This is a genomic window from Trinickia sp. (genome assembly GCF_051953405.1).
Lineage (GTDB): Bacteria > Pseudomonadota > Gammaproteobacteria > Burkholderiales > Burkholderiaceae > Trinickia.
In genome coordinates, this window is the sequence record NZ_JBQCIV010000007.1 from 1 (window position 1) to 12,439 (window position 12,439).

At 61.2% G+C, this 12,439-nt stretch carries 10 protein-coding genes and 1 pseudogene; 6 read left to right on the top strand and 5 right to left on the bottom strand.

Translation table 11 applies throughout. The annotated features are described in order from the left end of the window. A pseudogene (locus tag ACTHN9_RS01140) lies at nt 1–384 on the bottom strand (MFS transporter); the annotation flags it as partial. A gap of 36 nt (nt 385–420) precedes the next feature. Further along, nucleotides 421–996 carry an MFS transporter gene (locus tag ACTHN9_RS01145; RefSeq protein WP_440534914.1) on the bottom strand — a complete coding sequence of 192 codons (576 nt, stop codon included), beginning with the start codon at nt 994–996 and terminating at the stop codon, nt 421–423. A 592-nt stretch (nt 997–1,588) separates the two neighbouring features. Here ACTHN9_RS01145 and ACTHN9_RS01150 point away from each other — a divergent pair. Continuing rightward, a complete protein-coding gene (locus ACTHN9_RS01150) occupies nt 1,589–2,944 on the top strand; it encodes an MFS transporter (RefSeq protein WP_440534915.1) in 1,356 nt (451 codons plus the stop codon). 17 nt (nt 2,945–2,961) lie between these two features. On the opposite strand, the gene ACTHN9_RS01155 is transcribed toward ACTHN9_RS01150, so the two are convergent. After that, nucleotides 2,962–3,897 carry a LysR family transcriptional regulator gene (locus ACTHN9_RS01155; RefSeq protein WP_440534916.1) on the bottom strand — a complete coding sequence of 312 codons (936 nt, stop codon included), beginning with the start codon at nt 3,895–3,897 and terminating at the stop codon, nt 2,962–2,964. A gap of 129 nt (nt 3,898–4,026) precedes the next feature. On the opposite strand from ACTHN9_RS01155, the gene hpaH reads away from it, so the two are divergent. From hpaH to ACTHN9_RS01180, 5 genes are read left to right on the top strand one after another with little or no spacing between them, the layout of a single operon-like run. Further along, the gene (gene hpaH / locus ACTHN9_RS01160; RefSeq protein WP_440534917.1) at nt 4,027–4,830 is read left to right on the top strand and encodes a 2-oxo-hept-4-ene-1,7-dioate hydratase; all 804 of its coding nucleotides are present in this window, start codon (nt 4,027–4,029) and stop codon (nt 4,828–4,830) included. Next, on the top strand, nt 4,830–5,630 hold the full coding sequence (gene hpaI, locus ACTHN9_RS01165; RefSeq protein ID WP_440534918.1) for a 4-hydroxy-2-oxoheptanedioate aldolase: 801 nt from the start codon (nt 4,830–4,832) through the stop codon (nt 5,628–5,630). Before hpaH ends, hpaI begins: the two co-directional genes overlap by 1 nt. A gap of 19 nt (nt 5,631–5,649) precedes the next feature. Continuing rightward, nucleotides 5,650–7,125, top strand: coding sequence for an aldehyde dehydrogenase family protein (locus tag ACTHN9_RS01170; protein ID WP_440534919.1), 1,476 nt, complete (start codon nt 5,650–5,652; stop codon nt 7,123–7,125). Between the two features lie 10 nt (nt 7,126–7,135). Beyond that, nucleotides 7,136–8,017 carry an extradiol ring-cleavage dioxygenase gene (locus ACTHN9_RS01175; RefSeq protein ID WP_440534920.1) on the top strand — a complete coding sequence of 294 codons (882 nt, stop codon included), beginning with the start codon at nt 7,136–7,138 and terminating at the stop codon, nt 8,015–8,017. 12 nt (nt 8,018–8,029) lie between these two features. Next, a complete protein-coding gene (locus ACTHN9_RS01180) occupies nt 8,030–8,977 on the top strand; it encodes a fumarylacetoacetate hydrolase family protein (protein WP_440534921.1) in 948 nt (315 codons plus the stop codon). 652 nt (nt 8,978–9,629) lie between these two features. On the opposite strand, the gene ACTHN9_RS01185 is transcribed toward ACTHN9_RS01180, so the two are convergent. Next, the gene (locus tag ACTHN9_RS01185) at nt 9,630–10,130 is read right to left on the bottom strand and encodes a hypothetical protein (RefSeq protein ID WP_440535055.1); all 501 of its coding nucleotides are present in this window, start codon (nt 10,128–10,130) and stop codon (nt 9,630–9,632) included. A gap of 310 nt (nt 10,131–10,440) precedes the next feature. Further along, nucleotides 10,441–12,057: a ShET2/EspL2 family type III secretion system effector toxin gene (locus tag ACTHN9_RS01190; protein WP_440534922.1), complete on the bottom strand. Its 1,617-nt coding sequence runs from the start codon at nt 12,055–12,057 to the stop codon at nt 10,441–10,443. Nucleotides 12,058–12,439: the final 382 nt, after the last annotated feature.

Sequence of the window (12,439 nt, forward strand, 5' to 3'; positions counted from 1 at the left end):
CATGACGTGATACGGCAGCCGTGCTTCGCTCAAGGTCAGCCCGCTCACAGCCATACCGGCCACCATCGCCAGTGCTACCAGGACGAACAGGATGTGCAGTTGGTCGTTGTCGAGGCCAGCGGCCGACAATAACCCGACCGAACCGAAGGTTTGCTCGGCGAGGGCGAGTCGCATCAGGAGAGCGATGCCGACGAAGCGGGCCATATTGACAGTGGACAGCCACTTCAGTTCGAGCAGGGGCCGCCTGCGGTTGGCCTCGATACCGATGCCGATTGCGAGCAGCAGCACGCAGCCGGCCAGCATGCGACCCAGCCAGGGCGTGTCATGCCACCAGACCGAGCGTCCGAGGCCCAGCACTTCGCAACCGAACACGATGCCTGGCACTAGCAGCGCGATGCTGACGAAGTCGATCGGCTCGAATCAGCGTGCCCGGTCGCTGGGCGGTAAGGGCGCGAGCACGATCGCGGCGAGTATCGCAAGAGGCACGGCTAGCTCGATGCAATGCATGCCCTGCCAGCCACGCGTGCTCAATAACTCCACCGGTATCAGGCGCGCCAGCGGCGTGCCGAACTGGGTCAGGCTAATGCCAATAATGAGTGCCAGCGCACGGCGCTTCGCCGGCATGACCACCAGGAAGTAGTAGATGGAAAGGCTGGTCAGCGCGCCCGTCTCCAGGCCGTTGGCGATGCGCGCCGCAACGGCCATGGGAAAGCTGGGCGCCAGCAATTGCAGCGCGGCGACGAGCGCGTACAAGATCAGCAATCCCTGTGTGACGAGCGGAATGCCGAATTGTGCGCGTGCCTTTACCAGCGTGAGGTTCGCGCTCGCGTTCATTCCGAAATACAGCGCGGGAAGCCAGCTCGCTTCGGCCGTATACAGGCCGAGGGAGCCCGAGATAGTCCCGAGGTTGACGTTGGTGAGTGCGTTGGGAAATGTCGTCATCAAACCGATGAATGTGCCGACCGCGGCATAGGCCAGCCGGCGCCGCGACGTCATCCGGGGGGGACGGAGAACCCGCCGACGTTGGCTTTTCAGAATCGGCGTAAGCGTAGGCGCTCATTGCATTCCCCGGTTGCGTGACGTTCAAGGCTACCGCGACCACCGAGGTTCGCGGTATCCCCCTGATTGGGGATGGCGCCACTGCTCATGATGCTGTTTCTGAGTGCGCTCGCCTGGACCGAATCGTACAACCCCGATCCGTATCGACCGCTTGCATCGGAAAAGGAAGCGGTAAACGTTCAGGTATTCAACAAGTTCCGGTCTGCCCCTTGGACGGACTTTATTCTCTGGATCATCGTCGCGATAGGGCGTAATAAAGTCCGTCTCGGGGACGGGTGGCGGATGCACCCTCAGCACCTAGGCGCAAGACGCGCGCGAAAAGACAAGTAGGTATCGCCCCGGCGCAGCTGCCGCGAACCCACTCTCCGCTGCTGACGATTCGCCGTTCGGTCGGTGACCGTTTCGGAATGTCGACGATTCAGGCAAGCCGATTAACAAGCTCGACTTTACAACCGCACAGAAAAGATCGTTTGTGGCCGCCATGCTCCGAAGCCAAACTGCATGAACATAAAAAGCACGGAGACATGCTATGGCACCCGCCGATCCCTCGTCGGTACCGCTCACGCAGCTAGAAGAGGATGAAGACGCGACCTACGCGCGCGTGACACGACGCGTGCTCCCCTTTCTGTGTCTATGCTTCGTCATCGCTTTCTTGGATCGCATCAATATTAGCTTTGCGAAGCTGCAGATGGTTTCGGAACTGGGCTGGAGCGAGCGGATATACGGGCTCGGCGCCGGCATGTTCTTCGTCGCGTATTTCGTTTGCGAAATTCCCAGCAACCTCATTATGTTGCGCGTCGGCGCGCGCCGGTGGATCGCGCGGATCATGGTGACCTGGGCGTTGCTAACCGCCGCGATGAGCGTGGTGCACTCGCCGGAGTCGTTCTACGTCATTCGGTTTTTGATCGGCGCCGCCGAAGCGGGCTTCTTTCCGGGCGTCATTCTTTACCTCACCTACTGGTATCCGTCCAAACGGCGCAGCCACATCATCGCGCTCTTCATGACGGCCATTCCGATCGCCGGCGTGCTCGGAGGGCTCATGTCCGGCTGGATCCTTAGCTCGCTCGATCGCTATCGCGGTCTGTCTGGATGGCAATGGCTCTTTATCGTCGAATCGATTCCGTCGCTGCTAGTAGGCATCGCAGCGCTGTTATATCTGGACGACGGGATCGAGCAGGCGAAATGGTTGACGCCCAGGCAGAAGGCATTGCTTCGCGCCCAACTGGCACAAGACAATGCAGGCAAGCGTAAGCACTCGATCGCGACTACGCTCGTGAGCGGCCGAGTCTGGCTGCTGGCGCTCGTCTATTTCGGCAGTACGATGGGGCAGTACGGTTTCGGTTTCTGGCTCCCGACGATCATTCGCCATACCGGCGTGCGGTCTGCGGTGCAGATCAGCCTGCTGTCCACCATTCCTTATGTCTTCGGCGTGGTAGCGATGTTATGGGTAGGGCGAAGCGCCGATAAGCGCCGCGAGCATCGTTTTCACTTCGCCGTTCCAGCCGCGTTGGGCGCGCTGGGTCTGCTTGGCTGTGGACTCTACGCCGGCAATACTGTCCTCGCGCTGACCGCGCTTACGATTGCGTGTATCGGACTGTCATGTCTCGCGCCCGTTTTTTGGGCCATTCCTACCGCTATGCTCGATGGAGCGGCCGCTGCCGCCGGCATTGCTTTGATCAACTGCCTGGGAAATCTGGCCGGCTTCGTCAGTCCTTTCATGATGGGCTGGATGAAAGATCGCACGGGGAGTACCGATCTTGGGATGGCGGTGATCGCAGCATGGTTGTTGCTCGCGGCGGCGATTGTCATCGTTGCTTGCAGGCATGTCAAAGCAGTGGACGCGACGCCGGAAGGAAACAGGCCCGGTTTTTTGACCTCCGACTGAAGTGGGTGGATATCGTTTCATCCAGTGCGCCCGGCGTGAGCGAACTGCCTCGACCACGCTTTCATCCATGGCCCGAGAAACGCTGCGAACCCGTCCACCGCCGGCGAAGCCGCACGCACGGATGAGCGGTAGAGACAGATCTTCCTCTGCACTTCCGGATCCACCACGCGCTTCATCACGATATCGAAAGCCGACGCGAGCGCTCCGACGTAAGCCGGCGCGAGTGTCGCGGCCAGCCCTTGCGCGGCGATGCCGAGGGCGGTCGAAATATTGTCGACTACATCGATGGGCGTAACGCGTTCGCCTTCCGGTGTGCTGAGCCGCATCTGGCTAACGCTGTGCTCGTGATCGCGCCCGGCGGCGACGAGCGGCATTGTCATCAGGTCTCGCCAGCGCAGCACCTTCTTGCGCGCCAGCGCATGATCTTTCGCGCACCACAGCACCCATAAGCTATCGAACAGCGCCTCGCGCACGACGCCGGTATCGACGATGCGATCCGGTCCGATCGCGAGATCGACGTCGCCAGCCGACACGGACGATACCAGCGCGTCCACCGGCAAGTCCCGCACCCTCACGACGACCTTCGGACGCTTGTCCCGATACTCGCGGATGGCAGCAGGCAATGCGGTGCTGGCCAGCACCAGCGGCGCGCCGATCCGCACCACGCCCGCGGCGCGATTGCGCACGTCGTCCGCCGCGCTTTCCGCTTCCCTCACATGCCGCAGGATGGTTTCGGCCGACGCCAGGAAGTCTCTGCCGGCTGTCGACAGATTGACCTGCCGCGTCGTGCGATCGAACAGACGAAACGACAGGATATTTTCGAGTTCCGCGATGAGCTGGCTAACCGCCTGCGGCGTCATGCCCAGACGCTGCGCGGCGCCCGCAAAGCTATGAAGCTCGGCGACGCAGACAAACGTCTCGATCTGACGGAAGGTGAATTTGGTCAGCGACATGGCCGCATTATCAAGCTCAGCTTGATGAAAGTCGAGGATTCATTGTTTGTCCGCAGGCGGCGCGCGATCCACACTTCAGGCTCATGAAAACGACGCGGCAGCATCATCCGGTGCGGCCTGGAGACGACATTGCTTGACTCAGACATCCGTCGCGAGCTGGCTCGCGAACTCGACGAGGCGCAACGTACACGCACGCAGTTACGCCATTTCACCCGGCGCTATCCGGACATGTCCATTGACGACAGTTACGGCATTCAACGCGAGTGGATTGCGCTGCAGAAGGCGCAGGGGCGCACGGTGATCGGGCACAAGATCGGCCTTACGTCGCGCGCGATGCAACTCGCCTCGCAGATCACCGAACCCGATTACGGCACGCTCCTCGATCACATGCTGCTGCGTGACGGCAGCGAGGTGGATATCGGCCGCTTCATCGTGCCTCGTTTCGAGGTGGAGTTTGCGTTCGTGCTGGGCCGCGATCTGAAAGGGCCGAACGTCTCGCTGTTCGACGTGCTCAACGCGACCGACTATGTGGTGCCCGCGCTCGAACTCATCGACGCACGCATCGAGCAGTTCGATCGCGATACGCGTGCCCCGCGTCAGATACGCGACACCATTGCCGATAACGCAGCGAACGCGGGCATCGTCATGGGCGGCCGGCCATGCAAGCCGAACGACGTCGACTGGCGTTGGGCGGGCGCATTGCTCTTCAAAAATGCCGTGATCGAAGAAAGCGGCCTAGGCGCGGCCGTGCTGGGGCATCCGGGCAACGGCGTCGCCTGGCTCGCCAACAAGCTCGCGCTCCACGACGAAATGCTGTCGGCGGGCGAGATCGTGCTGAGCGGTTCGTTCACGCGGCCGGTGGCCTGTGCGACCGGCGACACGTTCCACGCGGACTATGGCCCGCTGGGATCCATCTCGGTCAGGTTCGTCTGATGGATCGAACCGCCAACGCGTTCAAGGCAGCGCTGCGCGGCAAGCGCGTTCAGTTCGGGTTGTGGCTCGGGCTTGCCGATCCCTATGCGGCCGAGCTGTGCGCGACAGCGGGTTTCGACTGGCTGCTGATCGACGGAGAGCACGGCCCGAACGATCTGCGCACCATGCTCGGCAGCTTGCAGGCGATCGCACCTTATCCGTCGCATCCGGTGGTGCGGATCCCGCAGGGCGATGCGTCGCTGATCAAGCAAGTGCTCGAAATTGGCGCGACGACTTTGCTGGTGCCGATGGTCGAAAGCGCCGAACAGGCTCGCGAGCTTGTGCGAGCAATGCGCTATCCGCCCGCCGGCATACGAGGCGTGGGGAGCGGGCTTGCGCGTTCGTCGCGCTGGGGCCGCGAACGCGATTACCTTCGCACGGCAAACGAGCGGATGTGCCTGCTGGTGCAGGTGGAAACCGAACGCGGCCTCGCGCGCATCGACGAGATCGCGCAGGTGGACGGCGTCGATGGCGTGTTCATCGGACCCGCGGATCTCGCGGCTTCGCTCGGACATCTCGGCGATGCCGGCCATCCTGACGTCCAGAAGGCGATCGCGTATGCGTTCGAACGCATAGCTGCCGCGCAGAAGGCATCGGGCATCCTGGCGACCGAAGCGTCGCTCGCCGACTCGTACGTGTCGATGGGCGCCCGCTTCGTCGCTGTCGGCGTCGACGCAACGATGCTCGCCCAAGCAGCCCGTACCCTGATGGCGCGCTTCAGGCCCGACGACGAATATGCGTCGGAGCACGCGGGATATTGACTTCATCGAAGGATCGAACATGAGTACTTCACAGATCGAGGTAGCGGGCGTATCGATTTCACCCGATCACTACATCGATGGCCGCCGCGTCGGGTCGCCGGAAACGTTCGAATTGCGCAGCCCCATCGATCAGCGTGTGCTGGGTGTCGTCAGCGAAGGACTCGAAGCGCATGTCGAAGCGGCCATCGAGAGCGCGGGCGCCGCGTTTCCCGCATGGTCGTTGCTGAGTGCAGCCGAGCGCAAGGTTTATCTCGACCGGTTTGCCGACGAGGTCGGCAAGCGCGCGGACGACTTCTGCCGCGTGGAAAGCACCGACGCCGGTCTCTTGCTTTCGCGCATGCGCCATGGCGTCGTGCCGCGCGCCATGCTCAACATCCGCTGGTTTGCCAACCATGCGCTGGATCTGCAAAACCGGCCGATCGAGACAGAGCAGGCGCATCATCGCGTTCGCCACGATCCGGCGGGCGTCGTGGTGATCGTCACGCCGTGGAATTCGCCGCTGCTGCTGTCCACGTGGAAGCTCGGTCCCGCGCTCGCGGCGGGCAATACGTGCATTCTCAAACCGCCCGAATGGGCGCCGCTCACCTGTTCGCTGCTGGCCGACGCCGCACAGGCCGCAGGCCTTCCGCCGGGCGTGCTCAACATCGTCCAGGGCACGGGCAGCCGCACGGGCGCGAAGCTTGTCGGCGATCCGCGCATCGCACGTGTGTCGTTCACGGGGAGCGTGCCGACCGCCCGGCGGATCGCACAAGCGGCGGGAGCCAATCTCGTGCCGTGCAGTCTCGAGCTGGGCGGCAAAAGTCCCTTCATTGTGCTCGACGACGCGGACCTCGACGGCGCGGCCGCAACCGGAGCACTGATGTATCGCAACGCCGGGCAGGTTTGCCTCGCCGGGACGCGCTTTCTCGTACATGAACGCGTCGCGGATGCATTCGTCGAGAAGATGCGTGCCCATGTCGAACGCCTCGTCATCGGCGATCCGCGCGAGGAGGCGACGGAGGTCGGTCCGATCATCCATCCGCGGCAACTGGAACGCGTCGAAGGCTTCGTGCAGCGTGCCGTCGAGACGGGCGCACACGTCTTGTGGGGCGGCGGCCGCCATGCGTTCGGCGCTCAGTATTTTCAGCCTACGATGCTGACGAACGTCGGCCAGCACGACGAGATCGTGCAGAACGAGGTGTTCGGTCCCGTGCTGACGCTTCAGACCTTCGATGACGACAACAGCGCGGTCGCGCTCGCAAACGGCACGGACTACGGGCTCGGCGGCGTGTGCTACGGCGAGACCGAGCATGCGATCGCCGTTGCGGACCGTGTCCGCACGGGCTTCATTTGGATCAATAGCTTCGGCGTGCGAGATCTGGAAGCGCCTTTCGGGGGTATCAAACGAAGCGGTATCGGCCGCGAAGGCGGGGACTGGAGCTTCGAATTCTTCTGCGACGTTAAAGATGTCGTCGTACCCAAGAAGCCGTTTCGCGCGAGCTTCAGCCACCGCTAAGGAGAAGAACATGGGCCGTATCGTCGGGGCCGCTATCGTTTCGCATCATCCCGGGTTGATGCAATGCGAAGAGTTTCGTCGCGCAATGGGGGCAGGGGAAGATTCCGACCTCATCGCAGGTTATGCGCGTCTGCGCAAAAAGATCGACGCGGTCAAGCCGCACGCCATCATCGTTTTCGACAGCCACTGGTTCACGACGGGCTACCACCTCGTCGATGGTGCCGCGCGCTACAAGGGTATCTATGTGTCCGACGAGATGCCGTGGTATCTGCATGGCGTGCATTTCGACTATCGGGGCCACCCGCAACTCGCGCAAGCGATCGAAGCGGTTTCGCGCGAGCAGGGCGGCTATAACCGGGTGATCGATCATCCGCTGCTCGAGCGTCACTACGCGACGGTCAACCTCATCAAGCACTTGAATCTCGAACACAACGATACGCCAGTGGTATCGGTGAGTTCGTGTCAAAACTGCGAGTGGCCGCATTTTTTGAAGTCGGGTGAAGCGATCGGCGAAGCGATTCGCCGCAGCGATCTCGACGTGGTGCTGCTGGCGTCAGGTGCATTGAGCCATAAGTTCAACGGAATCGACTGGAAACCGAATCATCCTCGGATCTTTCACGAGAGCAACGTGTCGTCGCCGGAAAACATCGAAAGCGACAAGGGCGCGCTCGAACTCATGGCGGGCGGGCGTCACGATCGGATCCTCGACCGATGGCAAGAGGAGTATCGCCTCAAGCCGTGGGAAGCCTTCGGCGCTCACTATCTCCAGATGCTGGGTGCAATGGGCGGCCGCGAATGCCAGGTGAAAGGCGAAGCACTGTCTGCCTACGAGAACGCGCGCGGAACGGGAAACATCCACATGTGGTTCGGTTCCAACCCCGATCCGCGATAAGGGAGCAACGACATGCCATTCGAATTTCCGTTCGACACCTTACCTGCCGTGCTCAGCGGACCGCGCGTCGAACGTCGAAGCGTGCTCGTCGGCGGCAGCGCGTTTTGGGGCACCGTTATCGAAGACGGGCCGCAGCGCGGCAACCTGAAACTAGACGACGGCCGCGTGCTGGACGACGTGGATGCGCGCGCTTACCTGCCGCCGGTCGATCCGGGGAAGATCATCGCGGTTCACATCAGCTATAGCTCGCGCAGCTTCGAGACACGCAACAAAGCGCGGCCGACCGAGACGCCGACGTACTTCACCAAGCCCAGCACATCGCTTAACGGACACAATGGCGAGATCCTAAAGCCAGCGGACTGCAAGTACTTGAACTACGAGGGCGAGTACGCGGTCGTGATCGGCCGTACTTGCCGGAACGTGACGCCCGACGAAGCATGGGATTACATCGAGGGTTTCTGTCCGGCGCTCGACATGGGCTTGCAGGACTTCCGCGATACCGATCAGGGCAGCATGTTGCGCGTCAAAGGCGCCGATACGCTGCTTCCGATCGGGCCGGGCATCGTGCGCGGCGTGAATATTTTCGAGCAGACCTTGCGGACCTATGTGAACGGCCGCGTTGTGCAGGAAGCGCATATCGGCGAGGAGACGATCTGGGGCCCACACTACGTGATTGCCGACCTCGCGCGGCACATTACGCTGTTGCAGGGCGACGTCATCCTCATGGGAACGCCGTGTCATTCGCGCAGCATCGATCCGGGGCAGGTGGTCGAGTGCGAGATAACCGGCCTCGGCAAGGTGCGCGGCACGGTCGTGGCGGTTGATGCGCCGCGCGCCTCGGCGCTCGGTGTCGGCCATGCGCCGACCGACTCGGCTGAAGTACGCCGCGTGGCGCTTGGCTTCGACGAACGTGTGCCCGAATACCTGAAACGCAATCTGAGCGACAGCAAAGCGTCGTGAATGTCAGGCGCCCAACCGGCTCGCAATGGCCTTTGTCGGGCCATGCCCGGTCAATCGACAGGGCTATGGGAATCGGTGAAAATACACCGATCCAACAAGAAAGACACAGAAATGATTCCCGCTCGCGGCAAATTGTTCCTAGGCGGCGCGGCCGTTTGGCTCGGCATGCTATTCCTGCTCGGAGCGCTTTCGCGCGATGCGTATACGACGTGGGCCATGACGCTCTGGGTAAAGATTCCATGCGCATTACTCGCTGGGGGCGCCTGTCTATGGTTGCTCCGCGACCAGCGCCCGCCGCTCGCGAATCCATTGCGTCACTGGGTAGGGTGTTTCGTATTCGGAGCAACGACCTTCGGCATGATGGTGGCGTTCGCGTTTGACACACTGGTGCGATTTACGGCGAGTCAACCGCATGTTGGACAGGCCGGCTACACGATAACTTCGGGGTCGAAGAGCTGCCGGTATCGTGTGTCGTTCGACGACCGGTTCTACAGGAGCAGATCGATTTCTGCGGGCCGCGTTGGCAGATTCCGAAAACACCCACAACGGGTGTCCTGCACATTACCGAAAGAAGTGGACGATTCGGCGTGGTACTCGTGCAGGTCACCAGCGGCAACTAGCGGCTAGCCGGACCTTAGCTCACGACGTTCGCTTACCGGCTTTTCTGCTCTGGGTCCGCATGGGTCTGCCACGTGATTGAGCGCGGATCGGCGATAGTGTTGTCGCCTTGAGAAAAGCGCCCGTACTGCGGTGCGATGTTCGGGTCGTCTTCCCAAGTCGCTTGCTGCGTGAACGTACCGGCCTTTCGGTTAAATTTCAGGTAATGATGGGCCGTCTTTCCGCCCCAGTCCGACGATGGCAGCGAAATATACTGGACTGCGTATTCATCGTCCGTTAGATGCCCACGCACAACATAGACGCCGTAATGCTCTTCGCCCGGCGAAATAATCTTATAGACACCGTTGTCGTAGTAATACAACGTCGCGTCGGGAAAAGGCTTTTTTTCGTACATCTTTTCGTAAAACAACTTCTGTTCGATAGTCGGCTTACCGAACTGCACCGTGATCGACGGTGGGGGCGAAGCCGCGCTTTCCGCTGCGCCAGCCGGCATCATAGCGAGCATCGTGGGGAACAACAGTATCTTCTTCAGCATCATGAAAGTATTCCAGGTGGAAAGAGATCTCGTCGGGTACTGTCTATTCCGGCAACGATGGTTTGGTGGACGTTGATAGCCTGATCATTTGATGTTGCGGGACGTTATGCAAAACAGCTTTCGATAATATCCGCCAAATCGTTTTGGGTCGGCAGATTATATCTGCTTCTCATTATTCAGTCGGGTATCCGTGCATCGATTGGCGTGGAATTGTCCGGGATCCACGAACAGCAACGTCGCGCGACGCGATGCCGAGGGCGTAAAGCATGGACGCGGCACCAGCAGATCGCCGGAGCGGACCTCGGCGAAATCAAATTCCATGGGCTTGTCTGGCCGCTAGAACGATCTCCACTGCGGCAGTATGTCCTTTCGCCCGAGCCAAATCCAATCCGGTCATGCCCTTTGACGTCTGAGCGTCCAACAGGGATGCTATTTGCTGTCGACTTAGCCCGAGTTGCGGCAGGCTCTCGAGCAACGCTTGAACTGTGCCCGCGTGCCCCCCGTTCATCGCAGCGATAAACGGCGTCCGGCCGGTTGAAAGCGGCGCGCCGAGCAGCGCCGCGGCGTCGTTTCCCTGAATGCCGAGTGCCGGCAACCGGGCGAGCCATGTCTCGATGACATCGGCATTGCCGAATTGAAACGCCAGATAATGCGCGGTCGCCCCGTTGGGAAGGGCAATGCCGAGCAGCGCTGCGGCGTCGCTGCCGCGTACGCCGATGGTTTGCAATCCGTCCATCCAAGCCGCCACGGCATGTACGTGGTTGCACTGCATGGCTGTCATCAATCCGGTGACGCCATCGCGGCGGCGGGCGCTGAGCAGAGGCCACGCCTGCACGCCGATCAAGTCGAGCGCCGGCAAGGCGGACATGAAGGCATGTAGTGCATCGGCATGGTTGTCCTGCATGGCAAGAGCGAAGCCAGGCGCCCCCGACTTCTTGTTTCTGCAGCCTAGTAACACCTCGATCGCGTCGATACCCTTGATATCCGCGCCTTCGAGCAGCTCGATCGCTACGCGTACTGTCGCGGGCTGCCCCGTCGCCAGTGCATGGGTTGCGATTTGAGAGAGTGCGGGAAAGTCCGCGATCGACGGCGCATAGGCCAACGCTGGCCGTGAAGTCGCGAGATTCTGATCGATCGCCGTGCAACAAAGGCTGGCGTGATCGCCGAAATACTCGAGGCCGAAACATTCCGCGAGCGAGCGTTCACGCAGTTGTTCCGGTGCTGCCGCTTCGAAGCGCAGTTGAGCGCCGGTTCGATTCGGGTCATAGCATGTGACGCAAATTCGCTGGCTGCCGTCGGCGTCGGTTTTTCGCTGCATCCGAACCGCCATGGCGTGCTCTATCGTCAGCACGAGTGCCGTGGTTGCCGTGAGGCCACTCGCTTGCAAGTTCGTGGCAGTATCCGCTAGCCAATGTCCGAACTGGGCATTGCCTACGCATTGTTTGTATGCCTCGTCGGTATGCAACGCATTCGTGTAGCGCTGCTCGGCGCGATCGCGTGAAGTTTGGGGGGCGCTGAAGTAGCGTCGAATGGATTCCGCCGACTGAGCCACTTCGAGAAAATCCGGATCTTCGATCCAACTCATGCTGAAATGCCGGCAGGTCACGCTTTGCGGCGCCGCGTTTGTCGCCTGTGGCATCGCGGTCGGATTGAAATTGATGTTCGGGTTTCGCTTATGCGAGTAGTAAGGTTTTTCCTTCGTTTGTCCCGCTCGCGGCGGTCGACCTTCCGGCAGGCCCGATAGCAAACCCTGGCGCGGCGGGCGCGTTGACGGCCTTTCGGGTAGGGCCGTCCTTGTACTTGTATCGCTGGATCGCAACGCGGAGGAACTGGACGATGACAAAGAGAGCTTTTTTAGCCTTTTCCACATGCTTGTCGGCTCGCGGGTGCGCCGCAAGACTCGGATGTAAACGTGAACGTATTGCATCAGCCCGACGCTTGAAGCTGAGGCTTAATCGACGAACTTTTAGCGCGATGACCGAACGGATCGAAAGATGCTGTCGGTTTTCTTCGCTCGGGCTCGCGCATCCGCCGCTACTCCAAAGGCTGCAAATCCTGAAGCATCGTCGGCACCCGTTCGTAACTCGGCATACGCCAAGTCGATAAGGTTTTGCGGAGCTGTTGACTGTGCTGGGCGATGCCCGACCAAAAAGACCGGCCGTCGGATGACCGCAGTGCTTCAAGAAGCGACGAAGGGACCGCGATCTGGCAACTGACCGCAATGGGTCGTCTTATGCCATGTGTGCCGCGCGCAGCCAGAAGCCACGATCGCGTTCGGTCGTCGGGCGCTGAACGATCCATTTCGGCCA

Bases quoted from the DNA above. Each gene is read 5' to 3' on its own strand.
- ACTHN9_RS01185 (WP_440535055.1), bottom strand. From the start codon at position 10,130: ATGCTGAAGAAGATACTGTTGTTCCCCACGATGCTCGCTATGATGCCG.
- ACTHN9_RS01175 (WP_440534920.1), top strand. From the start codon at position 7,136: ATGGGCCGTATCGTCGGGGCCGCTATCGTTTCGCATCATCCCGGGTTG.
- ACTHN9_RS01155 (WP_440534916.1), bottom strand. From the start codon at position 3,897: ATGTCGCTGACCAAATTCACCTTCCGTCAGATCGAGACGTTTGTCTGC.
- hpaI (WP_440534918.1), top strand. From the start codon at position 4,830: ATGGATCGAACCGCCAACGCGTTCAAGGCAGCGCTGCGCGGCAAGCGC.
- ACTHN9_RS01180 (WP_440534921.1), top strand. From the start codon at position 8,030: ATGCCATTCGAATTTCCGTTCGACACCTTACCTGCCGTGCTCAGCGGA.
- ACTHN9_RS01190 (WP_440534922.1), bottom strand. From the start codon at position 12,057: ATGCAATACGTTCACGTTTACATCCGAGTCTTGCGGCGCACCCGCGAG.
- ACTHN9_RS01150 (WP_440534915.1), top strand. From the start codon at position 1,589: ATGGCACCCGCCGATCCCTCGTCGGTACCGCTCACGCAGCTAGAAGAG.
- ACTHN9_RS01170 (WP_440534919.1), top strand. From the start codon at position 5,650: ATGAGTACTTCACAGATCGAGGTAGCGGGCGTATCGATTTCACCCGAT.
- ACTHN9_RS01145 (WP_440534914.1), bottom strand. From the start codon at position 996: ATGACGTCGCGGCGCCGGCTGGCCTATGCCGCGGTCGGCACATTCATC.